The organism is Candidatus Aramenus sp. CH1 (genome assembly GCA_022678445.1).
Taxonomy (GTDB): Archaea; Thermoproteota; Thermoprotei_A; order Sulfolobales; family Sulfolobaceae; genus Aramenus.
In genome coordinates this window covers 230,057-256,950 of record JALBWU010000007.1, presented here as the reverse complement: position 1 = coordinate 256,950, position 26,894 = coordinate 230,057, and the positions used below count along the sequence as shown (strand labels likewise).

Genomic DNA, 26,894 nt, shown 5'->3' with positions numbered 1-26,894 from the left:
GCGTTTGGATAAAAGTTTAATTTGGAGGAAATCGGTACTATATTGAAGGAGTAGCATGGGTTTAGATATACTTGGCATAATAGCCCTAGCCCAATCCTCGAGCAGTTCCAACAGTCTCGGAGCGAATCTACTGTATTTCATAATATATATATTGTTCCTGGGGTCTTTTGTCTTGGCCTTTTTCCCCGGGTTCCAACAAAGGTCTCAGCTGTGGTTCATCAGCAGGGACGTGGAGCAGAAGCTGTCTATGATAGAAAACTACCTAAAGGACTCCAAGAGCGTTAGCGAGAAGCTGTTAAAGGACAAGGGAATACCCGACCCAAAGGCCTTCCTTAACAGGGTAATAGAGAGGTTCGTGATAGACCCCGTGAGCATAGAGCCCACCGACATAATATCTAGGATGAAGCTCCTCATGAGAAGCAACGAGAACACCGTGAGGGAGATGATAACTAGGCTTAACCCCAACATAGACCCCGTGAGCAGGAGCCAGATAGAGATATCCGCCGAGGTTACAATGGCTTTAAACCAGATATACAAGATAATAAGGCACTACTTGTTGATGGCGAAGAAGCTAAACAGCATAATGATAATGTACCAGTTACAGATGGTGACTCCAATATACGTGAAGCTGGCTGAGGCCTACGACAAGGCACAGAAGGTGTTCCTCCAGGGGATACCTGTAGGAGACGGCTTGGGCCCCTTGGTGGCGTCGAGGTTCTTGATGAAGGCAAGTCACAAGTGGACAGTCAGCCAGGACACTATTGCTGGGATAGTGGAATTCGAGCAGAGGAGGCTTATAGTTGTAAAGGCCGAGGGCCCCATGGCGACCGTGGGTACTCCAGGAGAGGCAGTCCAAAACGTGATTGAGAAAGAGGAAGGCAGAGTGACGAGGATAATAACCGTTGACGCCGCCCTAAAGTTAGAGGGAGAGGAGACTGGGTCAATAGCAGAAGGCATGGGAGTGGCGATGGGCGATCCTGGCCCAGAGAAGATCGCCATAGAAAGGGTAGCTGTAAAGTACAACATACCAATAGACGCGGTCATAGTTAAGATGAGCATGGAAGAGGCAATAACTGAGATGAGAAAGGAAGTGTACGAGGCGGCGGACAAGGTAATGGACTACGTCAAGAACTTAATACTGGAGAGGACTAAGCCAGGGGACACCGTGGTACTAGTAGGAGTTGGGAACACAGCGGGAATCGCCCAGTGACAGAAAATGGCAATGGGGTTCGAATCTTCAAAGGAGCAACTTAAGATTAAGACCGAGATAAGGTGCATGACTTGCGATTACAAGATAGTGAGGGACTTTCAGCAGGGGGACTTCGTGCCAAAGATCGTGGGACAGTGCCCCAAGGACGGGGGCCAGCTTTACATAGCCGGGATTTACGCCGAGAATACTACGCAGAATCAGAAGAAATAATTTTTTATACCAATTTGTCGTATAGTAGATTGTCCACTCGGCCATAGTAGGGGGGCAACACCCGGACTCATCTCGAACCCGGAAGTTAAGTCCCCTACGTTGGTAGGGCGGTGGGATCCGCAAGGGCCCGCAGCCCTGCCAAGCCGAGATGGACATTTATACTTCTTTTTTTGATACTTTTTCTCAAGATGAAAAAGATATACGACGAAATCCACGGCTACGTGGAGCTCGGGGACGTTGAAATTGGAATAGTTGACTCGCCAGTTTTCCAACGCCTTAGGAGGGTCAAACAGACCAGCTTGGCCTTCATCGTGTACCCTGGGGCCACCCACTCTAGGTTTAGCCACTCGTTAGGCACGTACTATTTGGCTGACAAACTGGGACAAAGGCTACTTAGGGCCAGTTACATGAGCGATAAGGAATACGAGTACTTGAGGCTCGCCGCCCTTCTCCACGACATAGGGCAGTTTCCCTTCAGTCACTCGATCGAGGGCTATTACCTGCCAAAGGAATTCGGCAACAAGGACTTAAGGGAGTACGCGATACTTATGTCAGACCTAAGGGACGTTATTAGCGACCATGGATACGACCCGCGAAGGATACTGGACATATACGCTGGTAATTCCATTCTCTCCTCCATAATAGACAGCGAGGTAGACGTAGACAGGCTGGACTACCTAGTGAGGGACTCTAGGCACACCGGAGTCCAGTTGGGCAACATAGACCTAGAGAGGTTGCTGGACACAATTACCTATAGGGAGGACGGCATAGAAGTGCTGGACAAGGGAATAATTAGCCTAGAGAACTTCTACATATCGAGGTTGCACATGTACCAAGCAGTTTACTATCACAAGACCATATTGGGGTACGAGCTGTTCCTGAGGAACATATACTCTAACGTGGTGGAGTACTGTAAGCCTGAGCTTAAGGACCCCTCTTACATAAGGGAAATGGTGGACAACGGTCTAATAGCCTACTGGGACGACGAGTGGGTTTACAGCAGTATGTACGAGTGCCTTGGCAGTTCAACTGCGCCTCAAGCGGTAATGACGAAGATAAGGAACTTCTTGGACAGGAAGGGGCCAAAGGTTGTGTACGAGGAGGTCGCGTACAAGGGCGAGTCCAGCTACATAAACGACATAGTAGACCAGCTCCAGAGGATAGGGATACCCCAAGAGTCCATATACGCCTTCGAGGAAAAGATCTCCATCATAGACAAGAGCAAGATAAGGATAATCTCAAAGAACAAGGAGAGGAGACTCAAGGACTACACGTCCACCCTCCTCCACGACATCCCAGAGTACATAGTGATGAAAAAGGTATACGTGGACTACGAGTACTCCAGGAAGGCGAGGGAAGTGCTGAGTTGATAAAGCTGATCTTAACGGACCTAGACGGTACCTTAACTGAGGAAAGGGGAGTTTACAAGGTGGACCTAGAGGCAATAGATGCCATTAGGAGGGCCCAGACTGCTGGGATAAGGGTGGCCCTAGTGAGTGGAAACTCCTACCCCGTCTTAAGGGGGCTGCACAACTACTTGGGGTTGAACGGGGGACTAGTCGCCGAGAACGGGTGCGTGGTGTTTTACGGAAAAGAGAGGTTGGAGGTGTGCAAGAGGATGGACAGGGAAATCCTTGAGGAATTTAGGCAAAGATTCAAGCTCAAGGACAGCTGGCAGAACGAGTTTAGGTGTTGCGACTTCGGCTTCACCCCAGCTACCCTAAACGAAGAGATGCTGAAGTGGGCAGAGAAGAGGGGAGTTTACGTTAACAGCAGTGGGTATGCCGTCCACGTTGCCATGAAGCCAGCAGGTAAAGGGGTGGGAGTGAGGAAACTCATAGAGCTCCACGGAGTAAGACGAGAAGAGGTAGCTGCCATAGGCGACTCCATGACCGACTTAGAGATGTTCCAGGAAGTGGGACTAAGGGTGGCTGTGGGCAACGCTGACGAGAAACTTAAGGAAAACGCGGACATTGTGCTTAACCTTAAGAGCGGGAAAGGCGTAAAAGAATTCATTAGCTCTCTCCTGGATGATGGGACATGGAACTAGAGGAGCTCATATACAAACACGCCCTCGCCAACGCGGTTAAGCACGACGGTAAGGCGCAGGTAGGCCCAGTGGTCAGCAAGGTTTTGGGCGAAAGGCCCGAGCTCAAGTCCAACGCCAAGCAACTGGTAAAGGAAGTAGAGAAGGTAATAGGGAAGGTAAACTCGATGACGTTGGAGGAACAGCTCAAGGAGCTGAGGGAAAAGTACCCGGAGATATTGGAGGAGAAGAAGGAGGAGGAAAAGAAGACCCTTCCCCCTCTGCCAAACGTTAAAGGGAGGGTGGTGACTAGGTTTGCCCCTAATCCCGACGGCCCACTTCACTTGGGCAACGCTAGGGCAGCTGTCCTGTCCCACGAGTACGCGAGGATATATAAAGGGGACTTCATCCTCAGGTTCGACGACACTGACCCAAAGGTCAAGAGGCCAATTAAAGAGGCTTACGACTGGATAAGGGAGGACTTAAGGTGGCTGGGGTTCAGTTGGAAGGTTGAGTTCTCGGCCTCCAGTAGGTTGGAGAGGTATTACGAGGTGGCAAAGGAGCTCATATCCAAGGGCAACGCGTACGTGGACTTGTGTAGCGAGGAGGAGTTCAAGAAGATGAGGGAGGCAAAGAGGCCTTGTCCAAACAGGGAAAAGTCGCCGGAGGACAACCTGGAACTCTGGGACAAAATGCTGTCCGGTCACTTCAAGGAAGGCGAGGCCGTGGTTAGGGTTAAGACTAGGCTTGACGACCCTGACCCGTCAAAGGTGGACTGGGTGATGCTTAGGATCGTCGACACCGAGAAGAACCCGCACCCACTAGTCGGCTCGAAGTACTTCATATGGCCTACGTACAACTTTGCCTCCGCTGTTGACGACCATGACTTCGACGTGACCCACATACTTAGGGCAAAGGAGCACATGGCCAACGGCGAGAAGCAGAGGTGGATATTCAACTACATGGGCTGGGAGGTGCCTGAGGTCACCTTGTTTGGCAGGCTTAAGTTAGAGGGCTTTATGATGAGCAAGTCTAAGATAAGGGGGATGCTCGAGAAGGGCACAGACAGGGACGACCCCAGGCTACCTACGCTGGCGGGACTCAGGAGGAGGGGTATCCTACCAGAAACCGTAATCGAGGTAATCCTTGAGGTAGGTGTGAAGGGCTCCGATGCGACAATTAGCTTCGACAACTTGGCCGCAATTAACAGGAAGAAGCTAGACCAAGTTGCCAAGAGGCTTATGTTCGTCAAAGACTACAAGGAGTTTGAGCTGGAGATACCAGAGGAGATTATAGCTAGGATACCTATAAGACCCAACTCTAATGAGTACAGGGAGATACACGCGAAGCCAGGAGACAAGGTACTCCTAAACAAGGAGGACGCCACTGAGGGGACGAAGCTGAGGCTCTTGGAGCTCTGCAACGTAGAGGTGAGGGGGGACGCTCTGGCCTTCATCAGCAAGGGCATTGACGACGCGAAGAAGCTCAACGCTAAGATAGTCCAGTGGGTGAAGTCAAGCGACGCAGTTGACGTCAAGGTCATAAAGGCAGACCCTCAGGGTGACTTACAGGAGGAGAATGGTAAGGGAGAAAGGGCGATAGGTGACTTAAAGGAGGGCGAAGTGGTCCAGTTTATAAGGTACGGTTTCGTTAGGGTAGACGCCAATTCGAGGGAAGGAGTTGTGACAATATTCGCACATGATTAACTTTTTAATTCCGCCCATCATATCTCTAGTTGCGTGACGAATAAGAGGAGGATGAACGCGCATGTCCAAGCCGTCTTATGTAAAATTTGAAGTTCCACAAGACTTAGCTAGTAAGGCGCTGGAGGTTTTGAAAAAAGCTAAGGAAACTGGGAAGATAAAGAAGGGCACAAACGAGACAACTAAGGCAGTAGAAAGGGGTCAAGCAAAGCTAGTTATAATAGCCGAGGACGTACAACCAGAAGAGATAGTTGCCCACCTACCCGCCCTCTGCGACGAGAAAAAGGTACCGTACATATACGTCCCCTCTAAGAAGGAGATTGGAGAAGCGTGCGGGCTACAAGTGGGCGCAGCAGCAGCGGCTATTGTTGACCCCGGTCAAGCTAAGGACGAGCTAGACGAACTCGTGAAGAGAATAGCTGAGGTCACTGGGAAGTCGAAGTAAATCGAGTTTTTTGTCTAGTTTTACTTTTCAGCTGTTCTCGGTTTATTGGTATTATATCTATAAAGGGCATTTCATGTGTAGCCCTTCCAGTGCCTCAAGAAAATGCTAAAACTGACCTCCTCCCCGCCCTGCGAGGGTTCTGCATAGGTCTTGAGCGTTACTCCCCTTTAAGAGAGATACCCCGTGATGTGAAGAGAAAGGAAAGAGCCAAAGCGTTGACAATCTTCTTAACTCCAAGTTTCACAATGTTTAACGCTCCGCTAACGTCGCTGTGAAGTTTACGACCAAAAGGACAGCTATCGACACCCCTTGGATTTCTGCCAACCTTAACGTTATGGAAAGCGCAGAAACGCGAGGTATTGTACTCAATCACTAGGTACGTCTTTACGCCGTGCTCGTGGAGTTTGTTCGCTATTGCGCCAACTTGCGATAAGACCAAATTTGAAGTGAGCTTGTTACCCTTATCCTAGGAATGAAGTAAGGATAGCCCAAGTAAACCGTGGAGACGCCAAAGACCACAAAGTCTTGGTGAAGATTCAAGTTGAAAAGCCTAAAGGCGAAAAGGTTGCGTCAATTGACCTTGGCGTAAACACGTTGGCTACTGTTATTATTAACGACGGTACTGCTCTATTTTACCGTGGTTCTCTCGTTAAGAGCGATTACTTCTATTTTCAGGAGAGGATCGCTGAGCTTGACAAGTTGAAGAGCGAGGCTGAGAAGGTTGATGAATTAAACGCTAGGGAAGAGGTGTTGAGGGAAAGGGTACTCACTAGGCTTTACCGTAGGCTTCTTCACTACTACAGAACTTTAGCCTCTCACCTTCTCTTTCGCCGTGGACGACGAGAGAGTTCTTTATTGTCTTATTGCTCTTCTTTGGGGAAGCGTCATAAAAGGAAATTGTTTTTCATGTTAAAACCTTACCCCGCCTGGCGGGGTTTGTCTTCTTATTTATCACTCTATCACCTTAGCCTCTATCCCTTCCTTAGCTAGTCCATATATTAATACGCTTAAGTCTTCGGTGCTAGCTACCTCGAACATCACGTAAATCTTCGTGTAGCCGGTCGGAACGTCGCTACTGATCCTATCGTGTACTACGTCCCTAATGTTTCCCCTTATCTTAGTCACGTAAGTGAGAACTTTGTTTAAGTACCCTGGCTTGTCTGGTACTATGACCCTTATCTTCACTATCCTCTTGGTCTTGTATAGCATCTTGTCCACTATTTGAGTCATTAGAGATAGGTCGATGTTGCCGCCGCTTAGTATGGGGACTACCTTCCTCCCGCTGGGAACTTTTACCTTTCCAGACAAGAGCGCCGCCAAGCTAGAGGCTCCTGCTCCTTCAACCAACGTCTTATTTCTCTCGAGGAGAAGGACTATCGCGTTCGATATCTCCTCATCGTCCACAAGCACTATGTCGTCCACAAGCTCTGATATGAACTCAAACGTAAGCTTAGAGGGCGACTTCACTAATATGCCGTCAGCTATAGAAAAGGAGGGCTCTATTTCTACTAGTCTAGAGAGGTCCTTGGATATCTTTAACGATGGGGAGGCCACAGACTGCACTCCTATTATCTTAACGTCCTTGTACTTTGCCTTTAACGCCAAGCTTATCCCAGATATAAGACCCCCTCCACCTATTGGAACAATGACGTAATCTGGCCTCAGCCCGTACAGCTCAACTCCTAGCGTACCCTGTCCCAGGATGACGTTTATGTCGTCATATGGGTGAACCAAAGTTGCTCTGGTATCCCTTATAATTTCTTGAGCCTTCTCCATGCTTTCGTGAATATACCTACCATAGAGAATAACGTTCGCCCCGTAGTTCCTTGTCGCCAGATACTTAGAAACTGGAGCTATCTCGGGCATCACCACAGTAGCTTTTATACCTAGCATACTGGAAGCATAGGCGACTCCCTGTGCGTGGTTGCCCGCTGATACTGCTATAACTCCCCTCTTTTTCTCTTCATCAGATAGTGATATTAGCTTGCTGAAAGCCCCTCTTACCTTGAACGACCCTGTCTTTTGTAAGTTCTCCATCTTTAGGTATACTTCAGCACCGCTCATCCTGGAAAACGTCGTGGAGTAGTCAAGGGGGGTCTCGTGTATATAGCGGGCTATCGTTTCCCTAATCTTAAGGATCCTTTCTTGATACTGTTGCAGATTCATTAGGGAGACCCTTAAGTTTCCTTAAACGCTTTGGCGAGTTTTTCGTATGTAGTCTCCAACATCTCTGAAATTACCTTAGTATTGGATATTACGGGCATGAAGTTGGCGTCGCCGTTCCACCTAGGAACCACATGGACGTGAATGTGCGACTCTATTCCAGCCCCAGCCGTCCTGCCTATATTCATGCCTATGTTGAAACCTTCTGGACCGTATACCTTCTTTAACACTAGGACGGACTTCTTAACTAGTTTGAAAAGATCCCGATACTCGTCTTCTTCCAATAACTCTATTGAGGAAACGTGTCTATAGGGCACAACCATTACGTGAGCTGGGTTGTAGGGAAACTTGTTCAAAATAACGTAGGCTTTTTCTCCCCTGTAAACCACTAGGTTTTCCTTGTCGTTTCCCTCCTTTATAACGTCGCAGAACAAGCAAGATCCTTGCTTGTTTTTGGACGCATTAGATACGTAAGTGGCCCTCCATGGAGCCCACAGGACTTTCATAGGGGATATTCTAGCAAGAAACTAAAATAGCTTTAGTCCTCGGCATCCCTAATGCCCTCCTCAGTTATCGCGAATACCACTTCTCCTTCAGGCAGGTGAGGTGCGTCTACCACTCTTGCAATCCTCCTGTTCCCCCTGCTCTTCTTAACTTGAATCCTTATACCAGGAGTATGATATAAGGTATGGCCTCCGACTGCAACGGTAGGATCTCCGTAAAACATGTCTGGCTTAGCCATAACTTGGTTAGTGACAACTACTGCAAGGTCGTAAACTTCCGCAAGCCTAGTTAATTGGTGTAAGTGCTTATTTAGCTTCTGTTGCCTTACAGCCAAGTTTTCCCTTCCTGCATACTCCGCCCTAAAATGGGAAGTGACGGAGTCGACTATTACAAGCTTGATGGCGGGATCCTTGCTTATGAGCTCCTGGAGGTCGTCCACTATGGCCATCTGGTGGTCAGTGTTTATTGCCCTCATATAGTAGATGTTATTCATGACAGTATCAGGATCTAGCCCTTGCGCCTTCGCCATAGCCTCTATCCTTTCCCACCTGAAAGTTCCCTCAGTGTCTATATAAACTGCCTTACCCGCCAGCCCTCCTTTCTCTAGCGGTAACTGAACGTTTACCGAGATTTGGTGACATATTTGGGTCTTACCGGAGCCAAACTCGCCAAAGAACTCTGTCATTGTCCTTGTCTCTATTCCTCCACCAAGTAAACCGTCGAGCGCTTGACTACTCGTAGTTATTTTCTTTACGCTTGCCCTCTCCTTCTTTACTTCTAGGGCAGTCTTAAACCTTATATCTAGTGCTTCTCTAGCTTCCTTTATCAACTTCTGGGCAGTTGTTAACGGTATACCTACGGCAGTGCTCAGATCTTGCGGCGAAGCAACAGCAATTGACTCCAAGTTAGTGTATCCGGAGTCCATGAGCTTGTTGAGTATAGCTTGCCCTACCCCAGGCAGGTCACTGATGCTTTTCACCTTCTTCTTCTCTTCTAATTGATCTGCCACTTTTTCCACCATCTAAACTTAATCCTTTGGCTTTCCTATTTTTATATTTTATCCACCGCTCCTTAAATACCATCCTATCTCTTTTTCCGGTATTATCCTAGTTCCGTTCTTGGTTCTATCCAGCTTAACAAAGCCCAAAAATTCCCCTCTAGTGGAAACGAGGAGGCCATCTGTGAAATGAAACCTTTCCCTTACAGTTATTTCCCTTCCATAAAGCAATTTCTGAACCAAGGGGTCTGGCAGAAGCACCTTGTTCTTACAGTACTTAACCATGATATCGCCCATGTTAAGCTGGGGATATACCCTACCTCCCTTGACCTTCATGATTGACACTCCAACAAATTCTACATTCAATCCCTTCTCTAGTAGTACTGGGAGGAGCGTTGACTTAGACGTGATAAATATTTGAGAGAAGTTCCCTCCCTCAGCCTCCACCACGGCGTAATCGTCAAACATTCCGCATGGAAAACTACAGTTATACTTGGAGGCTATATCGTCTAAGTAGACCTTAACTTCATGCCTTCCTATGACCTTGAATCTAACTACCTTTTCCTCAGACGGCAAACGAAGAACCCCTCGGTCTTGTGTTGGTGGGGATAGAACCTAATACAGTTCTCCACCTTTCTCGAGAAATCAACTCCGTTGAAGCTGGTAATTCCCTCGGACGCTGGATATCCCTCTATTGGAATTACTTCCATTCCCAGTTCTTCTACTGCGTAATTAACTACAAACTCGTCCTCTTCGGGGGCAATGCTACACGTGGAATATACTAGTTCCCCCTTCTCCTCCAATAGGCGATACGCCGTGTCCAGCAATTCCAACTGCGCCACACTAAACTTGTACAGCTCCTCAGGCTGGGTCTTAGTTTTCCTAGTAGGGTCTCTGGGTATTATTCCCTCGCCAGTACACGGCGCGTCCAAGAGAACCTTGCTGAACCTAAGGTCGTAATTAACTAGCTCTCTAGAGTCCATGTTAAGCACCACAACGTTTAGGGCGCCTAGCCTATTTATGTTGGAGACGAGAGGCCTTACTCTGGCCTTTTTCCTTTCTACCGCTACTATTAATCCCTTGTTCCCCATTAGCTGAGACATCTGAGTTGTCTTCCCTCCAGGGGAAGAGGCCATGTCAAGCACAACGTCCCCTTCCTTGGGGTTCAATACCTCAGCTGGAACCATCGACGCTAACCCTTGAATGTGATAGTACCCAAGCATGTACTCCAGCGTGGATCCCAATGATGGCTTAGGGGGTTGCGCCTTTACTACGTAGCCAAACTTGAGCCACTCCACCTTCTCTAGAGCAAAACCCTTGCCCTCAAGCCTCTCAATTAGCTCTTCACATTCAACTTTAAGCGTGTTGCACCGTATCGACTTCCTAAGCGGAAAGCTACAAGATTCCAAGAACTCATTTGCTTCTTCCCTGAACATGTCAATATACCTTTCTACCATGTAGTCTAGAAACCCGTACTTTTTAGCGAGAGACCTAGCCCGAGCAGTGACCGAGTACCTAAATAAGTCTTTATACCTAGAAATGTAATCTTCAATGGTACCCATAATGCCAAGTGTAATAGAGAGAGAGGTAAAATTAAAGCTTAAGAACGCGTCCGTGGACAGTCTCAAGGAAAATTTTCTGAAAGATGGAATAAAATTTGAGGGAGAGGAAAGACAAGTTGACGTTTACTTTAACTCTAGCTATAGGGACTTCAGGAGGACTGACGAGGCTTTGAGGATAAGGGAAATCAATGGAAACGTCGAGCTAACGTACAAGGGTCCAAAGATCTCTACTAGGAGCAAGTCCAGAGAGGAGATAACGGTGAAAATAAGCGATAGGGACTCTATGACTAAGATACTTGAGAGGCTAGGCTTTAGGCCAGTGGCCACACTTTCCAAGGTCAGGTATTCGTTTTCTGTTGGGAAATATACGATTTGTCTCGATAAGGTTGAAGGACTGGGAGACTTCGTGGAAATAGAGGGAATAGACGTAGACGAGGACGAGCTCCTAAACTTCGTCAAGGAGTTCACCACAAAGTACGACATTGTCGCAGAACAAGAGAGGAGGTCATACTTGGAATTACTGGTGGAGAAACTTGAGGCAAATAGCAATTCTCACTGACTTCGGCATTTCCGATAACTACAACGGAGTAATGGAGGCGGTAATAAGGAGGATAAACCCAGAGGTCACAATAACGTACATAACGCCTAACGCCAGGAACTTTGACGTAATATCAGGGGCGTATTTACTTTTCACGTCGTATAGGTACTTCCCGAAGGGCACAATCTTCTTGGTCGTGATAGACCCAGGCGTGGGGACTTCGAGGAAGCCCTTAATAGTAAGGACTAATAACTACTTGTTCGTAGGCCCAGACAACGGCGTGCTATACCCGGCGATCTACGATGACGGAGTTAAGAAAGTGGTCGCCATATCCAACAAGAGGCTTTACTTATCCAAGCAGGTGTCCCACACTTTCCACGGAAGGGACATATTCTCTGTAGCCTCAGCCTTTCTCTCCCTAGGTGTTGACATGTCGACTTTCGGCGAAGAGGTCGACCCCAATAGTTTGGTAAGGCTCGAGTTTAAGCAGGAGGATAGAGGAAACTTTGTGTGTGGTACGGTTGTTTACGTTGACCACTTCGGCAACGTAGCCACGTCTATAAGGAAAGAAGTGAGAGGGGTAAAAAGTGTTAGTGTAAGGGACAGGAAGTTTAGCGCCAAGAGGGTGAACACTTTTGGGGAAGGGAGACCAGGGGAGCTCTTAGTCTACACCAACAGCTACGGGTTTCTTGAAATAGGAATTAATAAAGGCTCGGCTTCACAATTCACTGGGGCCGAAACAGGTGACGAGGTTTGCGTAGAGCTTTATACCCAGGAAGATTCCAGCCGTTCCATTTAGGCCACTTAGAAGTCGTCAAGTGGACGTTGCAGAGGGCTGACCAGGTTATAGTACTAATAGGGAGTTCGCAGGAGAGCCACACTCTTTCAAATCCTTTCACGGCTGGAGAAAGGATAGAAATGATTAGGTATGCCCTAGACGAAGAAGGAATAGAGCCGTCCCGGTACTTCTTGATCCCCGTGCCCGACATAATGATGAACAGCGTGTGGGCGTACCACGTTAAGACTTACGTCCCGTCGTTCGACGTAGTGGTGGCCAGGAACCCACTAGTAATTAGGTTGTTCAAAGAGGCCAACGTAGAGGTTGTAGAGCCACCAATGTTCTACAGGGAGAAGTACAACTCCACAGTTATCAGAAAGATGATGATAAACGGGGAAGACTGGGAAAAGCTTGTACCTAAGAGCGTTTACAATTATATAAAAAGTATAAAAGGAGATGATAGATTAAGAGAAATAGTAGGGACTGACAAAAGGAGGTAGCAGGGATGACCCAAATAAAGACCGAAACGTATTACAACGTTTTCCCTTGGCATACTAACCACTTTGGTTCTCTCCACGGCGGAATTTACATGAGCTGGATGATAGACACGGCAGGTATACTCATGTCCAGCATAAGCCAAGGGAACTACTTATTAGCTTCAGTGGACTACATCTACCTTTTTAAGCCGGCGAGGTTAGGCGACGTACTTAGGGTGGAAGCCAAGGCAAACGCTAGCTGGAAGAGCTCAGTGGAAATAGAGGTAAAGGGCTGTATTAAAAGGAGGGACAAGGAGGAACTAGCAGCAGCCTCCCTCATGACTTACGTTGCAGTTGACGAGAACAACAGGCCAAGGAAGCTGAACATCATCATTCCGCCGGACTCTGAGGCAGAGGAGAGGAAGCTGAAGAGGATGGAGAGGAAAAAGGCAATGGACCCTGAGGAACCGTCTAAGTTTGCCACGTTTTACAGGAGTTACATAAGGACTATATACCCAGAGCACGGCTTCGGCAATGGAATATTGTACGCAGGAAAGATGTACACCATGTTAGACGAGGCTTTGGCAATAGTGGCTAAGCTTTACACTAAAGGAAATACGTTCACTGCCTCTGCGGGATCTGCCGATTTCATATCTCCAGTTAAAATAGGGGACCTCTTGGAAATCCAAGGGTTCGTCCAGTACACCGGCAACACGTCGCTAGACGTGGGCGGAAAGGTTTACGCCATCAACCACTATACTGGCGAGAAGAGGTTAGTCACCACAACCACCTTCTCCTTCGTCGCAATTGACGACAACGCCAAGCCCAGGCCGATACCTAAGCTTACTCCCTCTAACGAAAAGGAGAAGCTCTTGTTCGAAGTCTCTTTCAAGGAAAGAGAAGAGAGAATAAAGATGTCCAAGAAACTTCAGGAGAAACTAATGTGCTGACCTATTCCCCTCCCTATTACGTGCGAAGTCCTTATTGGCTCTGGGTACTTGGTGAACACTTGGTAGTACTCGATTATCTCTTTTGCTAAAGATAGGTCCAAGTCCGTCTTCACGTAAACGTTTCCCTTCCTTGTGGGTATCTGAATGAGGGAGCTCAGAAAAGACATTATCCTCTCCCTCCTGTCTGGGAAGTACCTCCTCAAGGCATTATCTATATCGCGTACGTTGGGCTTCCTTGCATAGAACACTATGTAGTTTCCTTTGGGTATCACGTAATTGAACCCGCCCACAATTACGCTAAAGAGTATGGTCACGTCTCCTCTTCTGAGCCTTTCGTAGGCCTCCGTCCCGTCGTCTCCGTCCACTGTGATGAACTCTACGTCCACGTCAACTAGTTTCATGCCCCTATAGGTGGAAGAGACCAGGGGGGCCTTTCCCCTTTTCCCCTTATAACTTGTTGGAAAGTACCCGTCATCTACCCCAGAGACCAGCAACTCTCTCATCATTCTCCACCAACGCCTTGATCGCTATCTCCCTATCTACTGCGAGGGTTATCTCTTTTGTCTTTCCATACCTACCCCTGTTAACTACCTTAGCAGTAACTATGCCGACCATGTCAAGCTCGTTAATTATGTCGCTTACCCTCCGCTGTGTGACCACCTCCATCCCTAGCTGTTGTGCAAGCTCTTTGTACCTGTCGTAGACCTCTCCTGTGGTCATTGCGTCCTTTTCCTTGAGCCCCTGAAGGATAGCAAACAACACTAGCTTTGAGTGAAAGGGCAGACTGGAGATCACCTCGTACACCCTGTCCCTCTCTATCTCGACCCTTGCCTTTTCCACGTGTTCCTCTGTCACGACTTTAGCTCTTTCTCTCTCAGCTATTTCGCCCGCGACCCTGAGGAGGTCCAAAGCCCTCCTAGCGTCTCCGTGATCCCTCGCAGCTAGGGCTGCACAAAGCTTTATTATAGATTCTGAGATGACCCCCTCCCTAAAGGCCGCCTTTGCCCTCCTCATGAGAATGTCCTCCAACTCCTCTGCGTTGTAGGGCGGGAAGACTATCTCCTCCTCGCTCAAACTGCTCCTCACCCTTGGGTCAAGGTTGTCAATGAACTTCACGTCGTTGGTTATCCCTATGATGGAGACCTTACTCTTTCCGATCTCAGAGTTTATCCTCGTCAACTTGTAAAGGACGTCATCCCCGTGCTTCTTCACCATGGCGTCTATCTCGTCTAAGACAATGACGAGGATCGTATTGGTTGAGGAAAAGGCCTTCACCATCCTTCGGTAGAGCTCCGCCGTAGAGATCCCAGTAAATGGAACCTTTTCGCCCAGCCCCTCTATTATGTCGGCCAGGATCCTGTAGGGCGTGTCGCTCTGCCTTGTGTTCACGTAAATGTAGAGGAAGTTCTTGAGCCTCTCCATAAGGGCTTTCAGCACGAACTTTGTTACGGCCGTCTTGCCAGTACCCGTGAGGCCGTAAATGAATACGTTGCTGGGCCTTTCTCCCCGGTAGAGCTGGGCCAGGATACTAGCTAATCGCCTTATCTGCTCCTCTCTATGCGGCAGTTCACTTGGGACGTAGTCTGGCAGGAGAAGCTCCCTGTTCTTGAAAATCGGAGAAGACCTCACATTGTTTAAAACGTCGTCTATGATACTACTCATTTGATATCTTGATTAACTCGGCAACGCTTAAAAGGGATACCATTTAACTCCCCAGTAAATGACCCCTCTGTTTCCACTGGAGAACGTAAGGAAAGCTGAGACACCCCTGTGTTTCCACTGGAGAGTTAGGCTTTCTAGTCTGAATTTAGCATTAGAAATTGAGTTTGTATAACGAGTTTTGTTGTTGGTGTTTAAAATAGCCAGAATAGTTTCCAGTTGCAATAGAGGGGGCCGTCGGTTCAAAGTGGAATTTTATGTGTGGACAATAATCTGATTATTTTGTTACAAATTGAATTTTCTTTATTACAAAAGAATTTTTAGGTGAGGACGAGTATTATTTTATGAGATGAGAATACGTTTTGTTTCTTCACCCAAATTATATCTACCCTAAAATGCTAAGCTAAGGTTTCATTCCTTGGACTAGATTACACTAGACCTCTTACTTGTCAAGTTGGAGGACTTTACTGCCTCACCTTGTTCTTCACAAATTGGATAATGGGCTTAGGCTTGATGTTATAGTGATCACTTTCTTGTTGATTTTTGATGGCTAAGTTGGCTCATCATTATAGGATTTATGAGAGGGGTTTCTCTGGGTCTCTCAGCCCTCTAATGTAAGCCCGAATTGATGAAGGGAACTTCTCTTAGTGCAGAGAAATCAGTTTACTTCAGTTGAATAATATAGAATATAAAAATCTTATCCACTCTTAAAATGTGAGGCTTTTTTATCTTGTCAAATTACTTTCATTTTCTTATAGTAGTCATAGAGCCAAACTCGAATTACTAAGCTCATGATAGCTCTTATTACGAAGGGCAACGCGTAAAGTCCAAGCGATAGTAGATATCCTTCCATTACAACTCCGATCATTCCTCCAAATGTTCCAAACATCTCTTTTAATACATTACCAACTTCAACCTGGTTAAGTCTCTTCAATAACTTGATAGATAGGACAGACTCTACAAGGCCCACCATTGTGCCTACGAAATCTGATGCAATTAGCATTGATACACTTACTGCGTAAATCCTTAACGATATTAAAGAGACTAAAATACTTGAGATGACAGACAACGGGATATAATATTTGATCAAAGACTCCTCCTTGATCTTATCAACTACTCTATACGATATTAAATTTGCGACATATTCCAGCAGGTAGACTATACTAACATCGAAACCATTTAAACCTATTTTTAGGTAAAAGACTTGAAGTAGCGATATTGTCAAGGCAGTTATCAAACTGCCTATGAAACGAACTACTATCACTGCTAAAATGGACTCTTTAGATGGTATCAACTTGAAGTTCTTTACCTCGGATGCAGTTGGTCTGAATAGTAAGACGAAGAATACCGTTAGCAAATAGATTATCCCTAGTGGTAAGAATATGTATTTGACTATTCCAAAATAATTCGTAATGGCTGACAGACCTATAGAGGATAAGTAACCCACTACTGCTATGCCATATCTTTTCGAATATATTCCCTTTAGTTCGCTCTCCTCAAAGTTATGAGCAATTAGAGTTGTAAATTGAGATGCAAAGATCTGAGCTATAGAAATTATTCCAAACGATAAATAAAAGAATGTCAGGGAGTTAAACGATAAGAGGAGGAGGGATATCGCATCCGTTAGGTTGCATAATAATACTGAATTTCTAGCCCCTATCTTCTTAACCACGAATAAGGAAGGATACGATAGTAACGCGACTAATAAGTAGAATATTCCTAAGAAAGATGCGATTATTAAGGGGGAATATCCTAGCTCATAAGCATAAATGGGGAATATTAAATTCCTTACCATGCTAATGAAGCTGGACAAATAGTCTGAGATATAGATGTAGTATAGCAATGCAATTCTTCTATGTTTGCCATTCATTCTCTTTTCACCCGATAAATATAAACGTTCTGTAAATCTAAACAAAGTAAAGAAAAATTTGCCCAATTATGAAATTCTTGTTAAAGAACCCGTTTTCGTAAAATAGTTGGCATAGGGGATGCGGTGCGTTAAAGTCTCTGTAAAATTCGTAGGCGTCTGCCCTACAGAATCCCCTGCAATACTCTTTTATTAAGCATTTACTACATATCCCTTTCAGCCTTATTTCCCTTCTGTTAAGTATCTCATTTGAAAATATCTTGTCAAAATCATCCCTTCTCACATTTCCAGCTCTCATCTCTGGGAATGACGCGAATCTATGGCATATTGATACATTACCATTACTACTTATTCCAGCTATTCTCCACCAGTGGCAACCTAAATTTAATAGATTATCCTTTAACATGAACTCCGTGAACTCCTCTGGAATGACTGCAGGAGGAACATTCAGAACTATAGGAACCTTTCCATCCAACTTTATTCTTAACGAATAGAATAATTTTATAGCGTCATAAATCTCTTTAACCTTAGGAGACTTAAGGAGTTTCGCTCTACCCGCTGGGCTAACCCATACGTGAATATACCATACATTAGGATATAGGTCTATAATAAGGTTGATAAAACTATTCAGTTTTTCTTCATCGTATATCCAGTCCATTATTGTAAGGGTAGTTACTATTGTCCTCTTCACATTATATTGCTTTAAGAGGCGTAAAACGTTAACTGTCCTTTCAAAAGTGTTAATTCCTCTAATCTTCTCATGAACTTCTTTAGGACCGTCTAAACTTATACTAATATATATCTTGTTTAGGTCCGACACTGATTTAAGAAAATTATTATCTATTAAGAGACCGTTAGTCTCTACCTCTACACTCATATCCTTGGATATAGCGTAATTTATTATTTCTAGAATATCTTTTCTTAAAAGTGGTTCTCCACCTGTTAATCTAATTCCCTTAACCTTTATTTTCTTACCGTAATCTATAAACTTTTTAATCTCATCTAAAGAGAGTTCATTTTTAACAACCAAATTAGGTGAAGAAGGAACGTAACAATGTATACAAGATAGATTGCATGTTAACGTAGCATAAATGTAAAAAAGATCTTTTTCATTTCCGTTTTCACTCATTTTATCACCCTACATCACATATTACTATACCAATAATACAAACATGGTCGGGATTTATTGATTGTATGTGATTTAGTATTGCTCTTTGTAGTTCAGACATTTTCTCACCTCTATATATACTTTCGTTATATCTTTTTTTTAACTCTTAATATTTTTCACTAATAATCTGTTATATAGTGGAAAGTTTTTATAGAATTAGCGACAAGTTATGAAAAGATGTCTGAAAACTAACGTGAATACTAATAAATAGTGAGTGAGATCTTGGCTTAACATTTATATACCTTAAAAGTGAAGAAATAATTTATGTGAGGACGAGAAAATCAAATCTGTTCATTTTCTCATCCTCATAAAATAAACTCGTCCTCACCCTAAAAATACTTTTCCATAAAAAGAAATTCAATTTGTATCGAAATAACAAAATTGTTGTCCACACACGGAATTTTAGGGGAAAGTTTTTATTATGAGTTTAAACATCATTTTCCGTAGTGGGCCGGTAGCTCAGCCTGGAAGAGTGCGCGGTTGGCATCCGCGAGGTCCCGGGTTCAAATCCCGGCCGGTCCACTATGGGGGCCAAACTCCCCACAACTTAGTACCATTATAGTATAGTTCTTTAAATGAACTCGAACCATTAGTTTGGCGAATATAGTGACACAAGGCCCCCCTCTCCAGGCTAAGTCTTTTTGGCAGATAACCCCTTATGTACGAGAGCGAAAGATGTTTTCCGTAAATCCTTTATGAATTCAGAAGGTACGCCGTGCTGTGGTCCTTACTGTTCATAGTGCATAATAGTGGATTACGTGATATTCGAGGTCTGGGAATGCCTTTACAAAGACTATAGCCCTCTTGGACTGTCGTATAAGTAATAACCAAGGCTTTAATAAGTAGGAGATTCGCTAGGTGAAGGAATGAAGCTTGCCAGACCTTGGGTTTAAAAAAGTCTACCCGCTGGATTCTCGCGATACCCGCTCAGCTCGACGTCGATACCTTGCTTAGCTTTAGCGTCATCTTGCAACACATGGGCGTAGTCCAGGTACCTCCTAAGTAGGCTCCTAGAATAAGTACAGTCCTTATGGAGGAATGTCAGAATATTCAGGAATCATGAGCCAGAGCTTGGAAAGGGGCTGTTGTTTAGGAACACCATAACGTAAAGCTTCACCTAACGACGACGTAATACGCGTGGACTTGAAGATCAATATTTCGCCATGATGTAAGAATATTATAAAAACATTTTTAAATCATTATTCTAGTTAAGATTGTGGGAACTTGGCGAGTAGGGAGCTTGAGGAAATATACGGAACTGTTGAGGAGGAAATAGACGAGGGAGAGTATCCAGAGCCCTCTCCATCCTCTTCCTTCTGGAAAAAGGTAATAGGGGCAATACCGGTGGGACTCCTAATAGCTGGAACGTTAGCTCCAGCGCTCTACGCCAACATCGCTAGGTTAAGCCTTTCTACGCAGAAGGACTCGCAAGCGCAGGAGGAGGAGCTGAAGTGCACAGCCAACGGAATCTCAAGCACTGCGTATAGCGCCAGCGACCAGAGGTTTGCCTATTACTCAGCAATAGCCCTACCGCTTAGGGCTACTAGGGTCTCTGTTACGCAGTGTGGGCCCTTCTACTGCCTCAGCACAGACGTGAGGAAGGCCTTCGGCCAGGGCATCCTAGTGAGGGTAAACTACGAGGGGAGGAACGTTTACTTCTACATAGGCTGGGTTCCAGCAGTAAAGGGCGTGACCACACTCGCGGTAGTACAAGGAGGGAAGTCCTTTAAGTCCCTCTCATTGACAAAGTACTTAGAGGAGTTCGGGATGGACCTGGAAGCGATAGGTGGAAAGCTTGGAGTGATACCTGTGTATCCGCTGACAAAGGACGTAGAGGTGTGGTATAACCCACCAATCTACCAAGAGGACACTACAGTTGGTTCGATAATACCGTGGTACGCTGTTGCCTACACCTACGGCTCAGATATAGCTACTCGTCTTGTAGATGATTATACGCGCGGTTGTAAGGTTTATGGCTGTAACGGTCTTACTTTTATAGAGTTTGGAAGAAACATAGAACTCAAGCTTAGCCTTGTTTCTGCCTTATCTGACTCTCCACCCCGGATCATGCCTTTAGGCACTTACCAGGTCTTAGACGTGGCTACCTTAGCGTGGATTTACAAGTACTTGGCGGAAGTGCTAAAGGTTAACTTCTCCAACGGCCTAGTCCTCTCGCCTAATGAGTTCGACCTAGGCGCCCCAGCCTTCATCTACACTAAATGCTCTTCAATTAACCGGAACACAAATGCCTGCGACGGGTTCGAGTGCGCCAACGGCGGGCTGTGGGGGCTGATATACTACGTGGGCTTGCTTACCAACCTCCAGACGCCCTCTGGCAACGCTTATGGCTACCCAGTCATGGTCTTTGACGTCTCAAGGGTAGCCAGGAATCTCGGCGCTTACGAGTGGAACGTGAACCTCGTCGAGGCGATAGCGCTGGAGATCAAGAGCCTTTTCAAGCTACCAGAAAACTACTTGGATTTAGTTAAGAAGCTTGCCAAGCTCACGGCGCTTGTTGTCGCCCTGATGGGGACGTATCGCATGGGCAGCGAGCTAGCCGAGCATGTGGTCGAGTCAGCTGCTTACCCAGAGGCCTACGGCAAGGTTTACGCTGAGGCAAGTGAGAAGTTCAGGGAGATAGTCCTCAACTCCTCCCTCAACGGCGAGGTGAAGGAGGCAGTAGTTAACAGGGACAAGGAAATATTCGAGGTAATTACTGAGAACTGCGACTTCTTCTACGACCTCAACAACTGGAAGGTAGGAGCAATGGCGGAGAAGGCCTTCGAGGTACTTATGACCATCCTGAAGGGCGAGAAGGTGGACTGCCAAGAGGACACAGCAGACGAGGTAAATTCGATAATTGAGAGCTACATAGAGGGGCTGAGAGGGCCTCATGTAGAGGAGGAATAGGGAGGAGCTCTAGGCTACTTTAGCTATTGGCTTCTTAGCGCCTAACCTTCTCGCTCTAGTGGCTACAACTGAATGGAATTTCGCGCGGAAACGTGGAACCCTACTTGAACTTCGCTACGAAAGACAATAAATCCTTAGCTATCATTATTATGTATCGTGTTGGTTTAAGTCAGAGATGCGCTCAAGGTTTTCGTTTAGGGTTCATACTAGACAGTATTTCTCTTAGCCTCTTGTACACTTCCTCGAACTCAATTTTCTCCCCTTCGCCCACTTCCAGGAATATGGGCCTGGTCAAGTGCCTATAGTACCTAGCTTGATACGTGCCCAAGCTAAGTCCTCTTGGAATCTCTACTTTCATCTTCTCTCCGTGAAACTTATAACCGCACTTTTTACACCTAAACCCCTTTCCCTTCCCTAAGGACTCAGAAGGCCCTCCGCACTCGGAGCACCTGGGGTTTCTGTACTCGTAAGCGTTTAACGACACTACCCTTATCTTCTCCGCCTCTATCACTTTACCCAGCTCAGTGGAGGGTTTAACTGCGCCTACTATTTCTACTTGGTCTCCCTGTTTCAGCAACTGAGCTGCGAGGTTTAACTCCCCGGTTTCCTTGTAGACGATCACGTGCAATTCATCACACGAGATTACGACGTCTCCTCCCCTTCGTACTTCGGATTTCTCGACTGTGCATATCCCCCTAAAAGTCTGGTAGAACTTGTCCCCTGGCCTAATCAAGTGGGCGTCCGTGCCTTGGTTTGACTTAAATATCATGGTTTCGGATATCGGTTCCTTAGTCTTTACGACTTCTAGCCCTAAAAGCAAATGCGTTACGCTAGTTCCCCTTATACCGTAGAGCACCGGGTCCTTCCCATGGGGTGTAATGAGGGGTTTACGCTTTATATAGTCGTAGTTGGCGAAAGTCTTGGGAAACGTCAACTCGTCGAAGTACGCTATGCTCTCCTCGTCGACTTCCCTATCCTTGTCGAGGTAGTCCTCCTGTCTGTAAGTTATTAGCTCGTAAGTCGCTTCACCCTTAAATCCAATAGAGGCCAAAGACCCTATAATTCCCCTATACCCCCTTACCTCAGCTCCGGACCTTTCTGCTACCCTCTTTGCTAGGTCCAAGGTGACCACGTCTGATACCGCCTTTACGTAGATGGGATATAGCTCGTCTGACCTCTCCTCTTCAAGCACTGCTACTCCTGGCTTTCTCTTGAACTCGAGGCCTCTTGAGAACCCGTTAACGTACTCTAATGACTTCTCCCACACAAGGTCTGCTAGCTCCCTCTTAGTACCGTCAAACTCAACCGTGATCTTGACAGCAGCATTGCCCCTCGTCTTCCAAGGAATGTTTGGGTTAAGCCTTATCAAGTACGGAAAGTCAACTACGCGTATGCCGTTACTAATGAAATAATTTATTAGTAAAGTAGAAAAATGGGTTGTACATCCTCCAATCGGGGAATCGTGGTCGTCTACTCCTATTACGTACCTCATTTCTTGACAGATTTCCCTTCCATTATTATCATAGTTAGCGTGGACCTTACCTTCGGCAGTTTCCTTATGGTAGAGCTGACGAAGTTCCTGAGGTAGTCCATATCCGAGGCCTCAACCTTTGCTACTATGTCGTAAACTCCGTAAACTATGTACGCCTCAGTTACCTCGTTGTAACTCTTTAACTTTTCGAAAACTTCCTCTTCTCCTCCAGCGTCTGTATTTATGAGGATTATCGCAGATACCAACTTACCTACCACTAGTTTAATAAATTATAAAGTTATAAGAATTTTACGATGTCAATTAACATCTACGTTATCGAGTTTGACGAGGATGATCCTAAAAAATGTACAGGGAAAAGGATGATAAAGTTTGGATATGCTAGAAAGTCTTACAGACCATTTGGAATTGTTTTAAACCCACTGTCGCAAATTCCTGTGTCTGCGGACGACAGGGAGACGGTGAAGAGGCGGGGCATTACTGTAATCGACTCTTCCTGGAATAAGTCCGACGAGGAGTTCTTTATGAAGTTTAACAACAAGTTCTCCAGGAGGTTGCCGTTCCTCTTAGCAGGCAACCCGATCAACTACGCCAAGCCCTTCAAACTATCGTCAATAGAGGCTGTGGCTGCAGCACTTTACATAGTTGGGGAGGTGGAGCTGGCTTACGAAATAATGAACAAAGTAAAGTGGGGCCACACTTTTCTTGAGTTAAACGGGAATCTCTTGGAACTGTACAAAGGTAAGGGGAAAGAGGAGATCTTGAAAATAGAAGCTGAAGTTGTGAAGGGGCCGCAGCAATAACCCAACTTCTGTAAATTGGGGGATTTGACTTAGCGTACCAGAGGGGAATCGAGCCCAAGCTCATCTCCCCCTCGACTTGCTCCGTGGAGGACTGCCGTTTCATTCCCAGGGACCGGTCTCATGTATCCCAGCACGTCGCCGCGCTGGGAGTCCAATCATCTTCATCTCCGGCCTCAGGGATGTCGTTTCTGTGCAGTGGCCAAGGGGACTGCCCTTGTCCCTATTGGGACTCCACTGGGCTAGGAGGCTGGAGTTTCCTCAGCTTTACCCGTGACCCCCTACTGCGGCCCCCTATTACTATTAATTAGGTAGCCTATTAAATCACTCCTAGTAATTATACCCAGTGGTTTTAGTTTCTTGTCCACAACTAGCGCCACAGAGTATTTTGTGAGGAGCTTCATGACCTCCCTGACTGGCGTCTTAGGGTCTAGGAGAGGAGGTAGGGGGGCCAGGATGTCCTTTACCGAAATGTCGTTTGGGCTCTTAACGGCCAACTTTCTCAGAATAACGTAGTCGTATATTATCCCGACCAGTTCGAAGGAGGAATTGACCACCGGTACTTGGGATATGCCGTGCTTTTCCATCTTGCCAACTATATCCTTTACGCTCTCGTCTAACGTTGCCACTATTACAGGGGAGTGCATGACCCTTTCGGCATATTCGTTAATCTCCATCAGGGTGGTAAGCTCGTCAAATATTTTCTTTACGACTGAAAGTTTTGGATCTATCTTCCCGTTTTCTATCTTCGCTATAAGGGATTGGGAGACGCCTACTCTCTTGGCTAGCTCTGCTTGAGTTATGCCCAAGCTTTCCCTAAGCCTCTTAATCTCCTTTACGTCAAAAATCATGGCCCCGTTCCTTAAATGGGAACTAGTCTAGAAAGGGCTATGACTATCCCTATAACTACGATGCTGCCTATTATCACCACTTTAGGGTCAATCTTAACTTTTTCGTGTTCCTCTTCGTAATACCTCACTAGGCCAGCCATAGACATAAGCGGAATGTTCTCCTTCTTTTTCTTTGTAGCCGGCATCCTTCATTCCCTTACTTTAACTTTTCCCAGGCTTTCTATTATGCTTATCGCTCTGTGCGGGTCCCTTTCTATTACGTTTCCAGTAACTATTATGTTTGCTCCAGCCCTAGCTAGTTCCAGCGCCCTTTCCGGAGACCTAATGCCCCCTCCTACCATAACGTTCACTGAGGAGAGCCTCCTCACAATCTGGACCATCTCTGGCCTCACAGTCTCGGGGGCTCCAGATCCAGCCTCTAGGTAAACGAACTCCATACCCATGTACTGCGCAGCTAGGGAGTAGGCAACAGCAAGATCCACGTTATCGTAGGGGATTACCCTGGCTCTCCCTACGTGCGCTGCAGTCCCTCCATGGCCAACAATTAGGTAGGCGGTGGGTAGAGTTTCTAGGTCAAGCTTCTTGATAAGGGGAGCAGCAGCCACTTGGGCACCTATAACGTAATATAGGTCGTCCGAGTTAAGGAGAGACATAAAGAGGATCGCGTCAGCCTTCTGCGAGATCAAGTTTATGTTGCTCGGGAAGATTATCTTTGGAATTGGGAAGTCGTCAAGTAGGTCAAGGATGGCGTCAAGTTTACCGCTTGAGACGCCTAACGTGCCTCCAACCAGAAAGGCACTGGTACCGTGTTCGTAAAGCTCTTTGCTCACGTTGTAGAGCGAGGATAAGTCGTCTACCTTGTCCGGGTCTATTAAGGAAAAATGCAGGATTCTGCCTTCATTAATTAGACGCTTGATGTGGTTCCTCACTTTCCCCTTCAGTTTCATTTTCCCCTTCACTATTATCTTCTGGGTTCTCTTTTATTTGCAACTTACCATCCAAGTAGAGGTCTAGGAACTTCCCGTAGGCGTTAGCCTCGTCGTAAACAGGAGGCACCTCCACCTCCGCGTACAAGTTACAGCTTCCGCACCTTATTTTTGCTAACCCGTCCTTTATTTCCACGGAAATGGATATCCTACCGCATCTAGGGCACTCAAACGTCTTAGGTAGCTTTGGTTTGGGCCTTATTACCTTAGTCCTCTTCTTCCTCTTACCACCCATACCTGTTTACCTCTTCCTCTTAGGAGATTTCTCGTTTCTAATTAATACCTCTTTCTTTCCGGAGCTGACTAGGACTTCGGCGAAAATCCCGTACGCTATCCCGGCAAATATGACTATAACGGTAGTTATGAGGACTACCTCTAGTGTATTAATCGTCATTGACTAACTAGTAATTTTCTGAGTTTTAATGATTTTCCGTAAGCGTGAATTTCCAGGAGAACTTCAAACACCTCCTTAGACGTGGCCCTCAACGTTCTGTAGCTCTCCCTCTCCATGGCCATTTTCAAGGCCATCACGTGGTAGCAGGAACCGTCGCCCCTGTATACCCTTCTGAACACGAAGGACTTGCAGTCGCAGGAGTCCTCGTCCAGTATGTGGTCTTTGCTTTTGTCCTTTCCCAAGAAGACGAAAATTGAGAAATAGGAGTCAGAGGACACAAGCTTTACTATCCTTCCTTGCTTGACCGAGATTTCAGCTTTTTTTAAAGACCTCGAGTCTTCCATCTGGACTACCTAGTACTATTTCGTCGTACAAGTGGCTACAGAAGACCCCTGTCTCAACTACTCCCGGTATACGCTTAAGTTCCTCGTCTAACTTACAAAGGTCTTCTGCCCTAGTTAACACCAAGTCAAGTATGATGTTTCCGTTATCTGAAACGACCGGCCCTATTTTTCCCTCACCTTCCCTTACTGATATATCGTATTTTTCCCTCACCTTCTCCATAACGTAGCTAACGCTTACGGGTACCACTTCTACTGGGACCTTGAATGGGGGCGAGGTCTTCAGCTTTGAGGACTCTCCTATGAACACTCTATGGTCCGAGAAAAAGGATAGCAGTTTCTCCCTAAGTAGGGCTCCCCCTCCGCCCTTTATCATCACGTACGAGTCGCGTTGAGGGTAGACCACGTCAAAGCTGTCCACGTATATCTCTGGCTTCACCCCATTAAACAGTGATAACACCTTCCCTCGATAGGAAGAAACTAACAGTTCGGTGTCTATGGAACTCGTGACAAAGGTCTTGCTCTCAAGAATGCCGTTCCTTGCAAGAGCCTCTACCAGCTTCCTAACCGTCCTGCCAGTACCCAAACCTATTACGTTCCTGTTGGGAATTTGCTGTAGGGCGTAATTTGCGACAACTTCCTTGGGATCGTACACTTTATATTTACTGTCGCCAAGCTTTTTATAAGTTTTGTGAAGGACCCGTAGCTCAGCCAGGACGGAGCGCAGGCCTGCGGAGCCTGAGGTCCCGGGTTCGAATCCCGGCGGGTCCGATAACCGTGATTCACGAATGACGGTTTTTGTTTTAATGACGAGAAGAAGGACGACCAAGTTGTTCTTCTGAAAACAGCTTGAGCGTTAACTCCTAG

At 46.3% G+C, this 26,894-nt stretch carries 31 protein-coding genes, 2 tRNA genes, 1 rRNA gene, 1 other RNA gene and 1 pseudogene; 16 read left to right on the top strand and 20 right to left on the bottom strand.

All coding sequences use genetic code 11. The features are described from left to right. Positions 1 to 55: 55 nt before the first annotated feature. From MPF33_07510 to rpl7ae, 7 genes are all read left to right on the top strand, one after another. The gene (locus MPF33_07510; GenBank protein ID MCI2415067.1) at positions 56 to 1,210 is read left to right on the top strand and encodes a DUF1512 domain-containing protein; all 1,155 of its coding nucleotides are present in this window, start codon (positions 56 to 58) and stop codon (positions 1,208 to 1,210) included. Between the two features lie 6 nt (positions 1,211 to 1,216). Next, a complete protein-coding gene (locus MPF33_07505) occupies positions 1,217 to 1,420 on the top strand; it encodes a hypothetical protein (protein MCI2415066.1) in 204 nt (67 codons plus the stop codon). Between the two features lie 39 nt (positions 1,421 to 1,459). Continuing rightward, positions 1,460 to 1,565, top strand: a 5S ribosomal RNA gene (rrf, locus tag MPF33_07500). Between the two features lie 43 nt (positions 1,566 to 1,608). Then, positions 1,609 to 2,790 carry an HD domain-containing protein gene (locus MPF33_07495; GenBank protein MCI2415065.1) on the top strand — a complete coding sequence of 394 codons (1,182 nt, stop codon included), beginning with the start codon at positions 1,609 to 1,611 and terminating at the stop codon, positions 2,788 to 2,790. After that, the gene (locus tag MPF33_07490) at positions 2,787 to 3,470 is read left to right on the top strand and encodes a phosphoglycolate phosphatase (protein MCI2415064.1); all 684 of its coding nucleotides are present in this window, start codon (positions 2,787 to 2,789) and stop codon (positions 3,468 to 3,470) included. The genes MPF33_07495 and MPF33_07490 overlap by 4 nt, the downstream gene beginning before the upstream one ends. Continuing rightward, positions 3,461 to 5,152 (top strand): glutamate--tRNA ligase, encoded by a 1,692-nt coding sequence (locus MPF33_07485; GenBank protein MCI2415063.1) that lies wholly within the window; start codon positions 3,461 to 3,463, stop codon positions 5,150 to 5,152. Before MPF33_07490 ends, MPF33_07485 begins: the two co-directional genes overlap by 10 nt. A 61-nt stretch (positions 5,153 to 5,213) precedes the next feature. Beyond that, positions 5,214 to 5,594 (top strand): 50S ribosomal protein L7Ae, encoded by a 381-nt coding sequence (rpl7ae, locus tag MPF33_07480; protein MCI2415062.1) that lies wholly within the window; start codon positions 5,214 to 5,216, stop codon positions 5,592 to 5,594. A gap of 157 nt (positions 5,595 to 5,751) precedes the next feature. Here rpl7ae and MPF33_07475 read toward each other — a convergent pair whose 3' ends face one another. Next, positions 5,752 to 6,033 carry a zinc ribbon domain-containing protein gene (locus MPF33_07475; GenBank protein ID MCI2415061.1) on the bottom strand — a complete coding sequence of 94 codons (282 nt, stop codon included), beginning with the start codon at positions 6,031 to 6,033 and terminating at the stop codon, positions 5,752 to 5,754. Between the two features lie 89 nt (positions 6,034 to 6,122). Here MPF33_07475 and MPF33_07470 point away from each other — a divergent pair, with 89 nt between their 5' ends. Beyond that, a complete protein-coding gene (locus MPF33_07470) occupies positions 6,123 to 6,584 on the top strand; it encodes a transposase (GenBank protein MCI2415060.1) in 462 nt (153 codons plus the stop codon). On the opposite strand, the gene ilvA is transcribed toward MPF33_07470, so the two are convergent. Genes ilvA through MPF33_07445 form a run of 5 tightly spaced genes read right to left on the bottom strand, consistent with a single transcriptional unit; the run spans position 6,546 to position 10,820 of the window. Then, on the bottom strand, positions 6,546 to 7,760 hold the full coding sequence (gene ilvA / locus MPF33_07465; GenBank protein ID MCI2415059.1) for a threonine ammonia-lyase: 1,215 nt from the start codon (positions 7,758 to 7,760) through the stop codon (positions 6,546 to 6,548). The two genes, MPF33_07470 and ilvA, sit on opposite strands and share 39 nt — an antisense overlap. An 11-nt stretch (positions 7,761 to 7,771) precedes the next feature. Further along, the gene (locus MPF33_07460) at positions 7,772 to 8,263 is read right to left on the bottom strand and encodes an HIT domain-containing protein (GenBank protein ID MCI2415058.1); all 492 of its coding nucleotides are present in this window, start codon (positions 8,261 to 8,263) and stop codon (positions 7,772 to 7,774) included. Between the two features lie 32 nt (positions 8,264 to 8,295). Continuing rightward, a complete protein-coding gene (radA, locus tag MPF33_07455; protein ID MCI2415057.1) occupies positions 8,296 to 9,270 on the bottom strand; it encodes a DNA repair and recombination protein RadA in 975 nt (324 codons plus the stop codon). 48 nt (positions 9,271 to 9,318) lie between these two features. Further along, positions 9,319 to 9,834, bottom strand: a complete 516-nt coding sequence (locus MPF33_07450; GenBank protein ID MCI2415056.1) for a hypothetical protein — start codon at positions 9,832 to 9,834, stop codon at positions 9,319 to 9,321. Then, positions 9,813 to 10,820, bottom strand: coding sequence for an RsmB/NOP family class I SAM-dependent RNA methyltransferase (locus MPF33_07445; GenBank protein MCI2415055.1), 1,008 nt, complete (start codon positions 10,818 to 10,820; stop codon positions 9,813 to 9,815). Before MPF33_07445 ends, MPF33_07450 begins: the two co-directional genes overlap by 22 nt. Between MPF33_07445 and cyaB the strand changes: the two genes are divergently transcribed. Genes cyaB through MPF33_07425 form a run of 4 tightly spaced genes read left to right on the top strand, consistent with a single transcriptional unit; the run spans position 10,810 to position 13,562 of the window. Continuing rightward, on the top strand, positions 10,810 to 11,379 hold the full coding sequence (cyaB, locus tag MPF33_07440) for a class IV adenylate cyclase (protein MCI2415054.1): 570 nt from the start codon (positions 10,810 to 10,812) through the stop codon (positions 11,377 to 11,379). The genes MPF33_07445 and cyaB overlap by 11 nt on opposite strands. A gap of 31 nt (positions 11,380 to 11,410) precedes the next feature. Next, on the top strand, positions 11,411 to 12,157 hold the full coding sequence (locus tag MPF33_07435; GenBank protein MCI2415053.1) for an SAM-dependent chlorinase/fluorinase: 747 nt from the start codon (positions 11,411 to 11,413) through the stop codon (positions 12,155 to 12,157). Further along, positions 12,112 to 12,636, top strand: a complete 525-nt coding sequence (locus MPF33_07430) for a nicotinamide-nucleotide adenylyltransferase (protein MCI2415052.1) — start codon at positions 12,112 to 12,114, stop codon at positions 12,634 to 12,636. The genes MPF33_07435 and MPF33_07430 overlap by 46 nt, the downstream gene beginning before the upstream one ends. A gap of 5 nt (positions 12,637 to 12,641) precedes the next feature. Further along, a complete protein-coding gene (locus tag MPF33_07425) occupies positions 12,642 to 13,562 on the top strand; it encodes an acyl-CoA thioesterase (protein ID MCI2415051.1) in 921 nt (306 codons plus the stop codon). Here the strand turns inward: MPF33_07425 and MPF33_07420 are convergent. The 4 genes from MPF33_07420 to MPF33_07405 all read right to left on the bottom strand — a co-directional run bounded on the left by MPF33_07420 (position 13,541) and on the right by MPF33_07405 (position 18,217). After that, entirely contained in the window at positions 13,541 to 14,065 is a 525-nt protein-coding gene (locus MPF33_07420) for a DUF99 family protein (GenBank protein ID MCI2415050.1), read from the bottom strand. The two genes, MPF33_07425 and MPF33_07420, sit on opposite strands and share 22 nt — an antisense overlap. After that, positions 14,034 to 15,224, bottom strand: a complete 1,191-nt coding sequence (locus MPF33_07415; protein MCI2415049.1) for an ORC1-type DNA replication protein — start codon at positions 15,222 to 15,224, stop codon at positions 14,034 to 14,036. The genes MPF33_07420 and MPF33_07415 overlap by 32 nt, the downstream gene beginning before the upstream one ends. 730 nt (positions 15,225 to 15,954) lie before the next feature. Then, positions 15,955 to 17,091: an MFS transporter gene (locus tag MPF33_07410; GenBank protein MCI2415048.1), complete on the bottom strand. Its 1,137-nt coding sequence runs from the start codon at positions 17,089 to 17,091 to the stop codon at positions 15,955 to 15,957. 37 nt (positions 17,092 to 17,128) lie between these two features. Beyond that, entirely contained in the window at positions 17,129 to 18,217 is a 1,089-nt protein-coding gene (locus MPF33_07405) for a radical SAM protein (GenBank protein MCI2415047.1), read from the bottom strand. 487 nt (positions 18,218 to 18,704) lie between these two features. Here MPF33_07405 and MPF33_07400 point away from each other — a divergent pair. Together MPF33_07400 and MPF33_07395 are read left to right on the top strand one after the other, a co-directional pair. Continuing rightward, positions 18,705 to 18,778 (top strand) — tRNA-Ala (locus MPF33_07400). 702 nt (positions 18,779 to 19,480) lie between these two features. After that, positions 19,481 to 21,166: a hypothetical protein gene (locus MPF33_07395; protein ID MCI2415046.1), complete on the top strand. Its 1,686-nt coding sequence runs from the start codon at positions 19,481 to 19,483 to the stop codon at positions 21,164 to 21,166. A gap of 181 nt (positions 21,167 to 21,347) precedes the next feature. On the opposite strand, the gene MPF33_07390 is transcribed toward MPF33_07395, so the two are convergent. Both MPF33_07390 and MPF33_07385 read right to left on the bottom strand, forming a co-directional pair. Next, positions 21,348 to 22,658, bottom strand: a complete 1,311-nt coding sequence (locus tag MPF33_07390) for a tRNA(Ile)(2)-agmatinylcytidine synthase (GenBank protein MCI2415045.1) — start codon at positions 22,656 to 22,658, stop codon at positions 21,348 to 21,350. Continuing rightward, positions 22,655 to 22,903 (bottom strand): Lrp/AsnC ligand binding domain-containing protein, encoded by a 249-nt coding sequence (locus MPF33_07385; GenBank protein ID MCI2415044.1) that lies wholly within the window; start codon positions 22,901 to 22,903, stop codon positions 22,655 to 22,657. The genes MPF33_07390 and MPF33_07385 overlap by 4 nt, the downstream gene beginning before the upstream one ends. Positions 22,904 to 22,951: 48 nt before the next feature. Here MPF33_07385 and MPF33_07380 point away from each other — a divergent pair. Next, positions 22,952 to 23,380 (top strand): annotated as a pseudogene (locus tag MPF33_07380) (DUF367 family protein). Positions 23,381 to 23,442: 62 nt separating this feature from the next. On the opposite strand, the gene rnpB reads toward MPF33_07380, so the two are convergent. From rnpB to rpiA, 8 genes are all read right to left on the bottom strand, one after another. Next, positions 23,443 to 23,749: RNase P RNA component (gene rnpB / locus MPF33_07375), an RNA gene on the bottom strand. Continuing rightward, entirely contained in the window at positions 23,737 to 24,306 is a 570-nt protein-coding gene (locus tag MPF33_07370; protein MCI2415043.1) for a CBS domain-containing protein, read from the bottom strand. The genes rnpB and MPF33_07370 overlap by 13 nt, the downstream gene beginning before the upstream one ends. Before the next feature lie 11 nt (positions 24,307 to 24,317). After that, entirely contained in the window at positions 24,318 to 24,491 is a 174-nt protein-coding gene (locus MPF33_07365) for a preprotein translocase subunit Sec61beta (GenBank protein MCI2415042.1), read from the bottom strand. 3 nt (positions 24,492 to 24,494) lie between these two features. After that, a complete protein-coding gene (locus MPF33_07360; protein MCI2415041.1) occupies positions 24,495 to 25,253 on the bottom strand; it encodes a geranylgeranylglyceryl/heptaprenylglyceryl phosphate synthase in 759 nt (252 codons plus the stop codon). Continuing rightward, on the bottom strand, positions 25,207 to 25,527 hold the full coding sequence (locus MPF33_07355; GenBank protein MCI2415040.1) for a transcription elongation factor: 321 nt from the start codon (positions 25,525 to 25,527) through the stop codon (positions 25,207 to 25,209). The genes MPF33_07360 and MPF33_07355 overlap by 47 nt, the downstream gene beginning before the upstream one ends. Positions 25,528 to 25,533: 6 nt before the next feature. Beyond that, positions 25,534 to 25,686 carry a hypothetical protein gene (locus MPF33_07350; GenBank protein ID MCI2415039.1) on the bottom strand — a complete coding sequence of 51 codons (153 nt, stop codon included), beginning with the start codon at positions 25,684 to 25,686 and terminating at the stop codon, positions 25,534 to 25,536. After that, the gene (locus tag MPF33_07345) at positions 25,683 to 26,030 is read right to left on the bottom strand and encodes a metal-binding protein (GenBank protein MCI2415038.1); all 348 of its coding nucleotides are present in this window, start codon (positions 26,028 to 26,030) and stop codon (positions 25,683 to 25,685) included. Before MPF33_07345 ends, MPF33_07350 begins: the two co-directional genes overlap by 4 nt. Beyond that, positions 25,999 to 26,682 carry a ribose 5-phosphate isomerase A gene (gene rpiA, locus MPF33_07340; GenBank protein ID MCI2415037.1) on the bottom strand — a complete coding sequence of 228 codons (684 nt, stop codon included), beginning with the start codon at positions 26,680 to 26,682 and terminating at the stop codon, positions 25,999 to 26,001. The genes MPF33_07345 and rpiA overlap by 32 nt, the downstream gene beginning before the upstream one ends. 41 nt (positions 26,683 to 26,723) lie before the next feature. Between rpiA and MPF33_07335 the strand changes: the two genes are divergently transcribed. Next, a tRNA-Arg gene (locus MPF33_07335) sits at positions 26,724 to 26,798 on the top strand. Positions 26,799 to 26,894: the final 96 nt, after the last annotated feature.

What these genes read in the sequence shown, in the direction of transcription:
- MPF33_07510 (MCI2415067.1), top strand. Translation starts at nt 56, where the DNA reads ATGGGTTTAGATATACTTGGCATAATAGCCCTAGCCCAATCCTCGAGC.
- MPF33_07505 (MCI2415066.1), top strand. Translation starts at nt 1,217, where the DNA reads ATGGCAATGGGGTTCGAATCTTCAAAGGAGCAACTTAAGATTAAGACC.
- MPF33_07495 (MCI2415065.1), top strand. Translation starts at nt 1,609, where the DNA reads ATGAAAAAGATATACGACGAAATCCACGGCTACGTGGAGCTCGGGGAC.
- MPF33_07485 (MCI2415063.1), top strand. Translation starts at nt 3,461, where the DNA reads ATGGAACTAGAGGAGCTCATATACAAACACGCCCTCGCCAACGCGGTT.
- rpl7ae (MCI2415062.1), top strand. Translation starts at nt 5,214, where the DNA reads ATGTCCAAGCCGTCTTATGTAAAATTTGAAGTTCCACAAGACTTAGCT.
- ilvA (MCI2415059.1), bottom strand. Translation starts at nt 7,760, where the DNA reads ATGAATCTGCAACAGTATCAAGAAAGGATCCTTAAGATTAGGGAAACG.
- MPF33_07460 (MCI2415058.1), bottom strand. Translation starts at nt 8,263, where the DNA reads ATGAAAGTCCTGTGGGCTCCATGGAGGGCCACTTACGTATCTAATGCG.
- cyaB (MCI2415054.1), top strand. Translation starts at nt 10,810, where the DNA reads ATGGTACCCATAATGCCAAGTGTAATAGAGAGAGAGGTAAAATTAAAG.
- MPF33_07445 (MCI2415055.1), bottom strand. Translation starts at nt 10,820, where the DNA reads ATGGGTACCATTGAAGATTACATTTCTAGGTATAAAGACTTATTTAGG.
- MPF33_07435 (MCI2415053.1), top strand. Translation starts at nt 11,411, where the DNA reads ATGGAGGCGGTAATAAGGAGGATAAACCCAGAGGTCACAATAACGTAC.
- MPF33_07425 (MCI2415051.1), top strand. Translation starts at nt 12,642, where the DNA reads ATGACCCAAATAAAGACCGAAACGTATTACAACGTTTTCCCTTGGCAT.
- MPF33_07420 (MCI2415050.1), bottom strand. Translation starts at nt 14,065, where the DNA reads ATGAGAGAGTTGCTGGTCTCTGGGGTAGATGACGGGTACTTTCCAACA.
- MPF33_07415 (MCI2415049.1), bottom strand. Translation starts at nt 15,224, where the DNA reads ATGAGTAGTATCATAGACGACGTTTTAAACAATGTGAGGTCTTCTCCG.
- MPF33_07410 (MCI2415048.1), bottom strand. Translation starts at nt 17,091, where the DNA reads ATGAATGGCAAACATAGAAGAATTGCATTGCTATACTACATCTATATC.
- MPF33_07405 (MCI2415047.1), bottom strand. Translation starts at nt 18,217, where the DNA reads ATGAGTGAAAACGGAAATGAAAAAGATCTTTTTTACATTTATGCTACG.
- MPF33_07390 (MCI2415045.1), bottom strand. Translation starts at nt 22,658, where the DNA reads ATGAGGTACGTAATAGGAGTAGACGACCACGATTCCCCGATTGGAGGA.
- MPF33_07370 (MCI2415043.1), bottom strand. Translation starts at nt 24,306, where the DNA reads ATGATTTTTGACGTAAAGGAGATTAAGAGGCTTAGGGAAAGCTTGGGC.
- MPF33_07365 (MCI2415042.1), bottom strand. Translation starts at nt 24,491, where the DNA reads ATGCCGGCTACAAAGAAAAAGAAGGAGAACATTCCGCTTATGTCTATG.
- MPF33_07360 (MCI2415041.1), bottom strand. Translation starts at nt 25,253, where the DNA reads ATGAAACTGAAGGGGAAAGTGAGGAACCACATCAAGCGTCTAATTAAT.
- MPF33_07355 (MCI2415040.1), bottom strand. Translation starts at nt 25,527, where the DNA reads ATGGGTGGTAAGAGGAAGAAGAGGACTAAGGTAATAAGGCCCAAACCA.
- MPF33_07350 (MCI2415039.1), bottom strand. Translation starts at nt 25,686, where the DNA reads ATGACGATTAATACACTAGAGGTAGTCCTCATAACTACCGTTATAGTC.
- MPF33_07345 (MCI2415038.1), bottom strand. Translation starts at nt 26,030, where the DNA reads ATGGAAGACTCGAGGTCTTTAAAAAAAGCTGAAATCTCGGTCAAGCAA.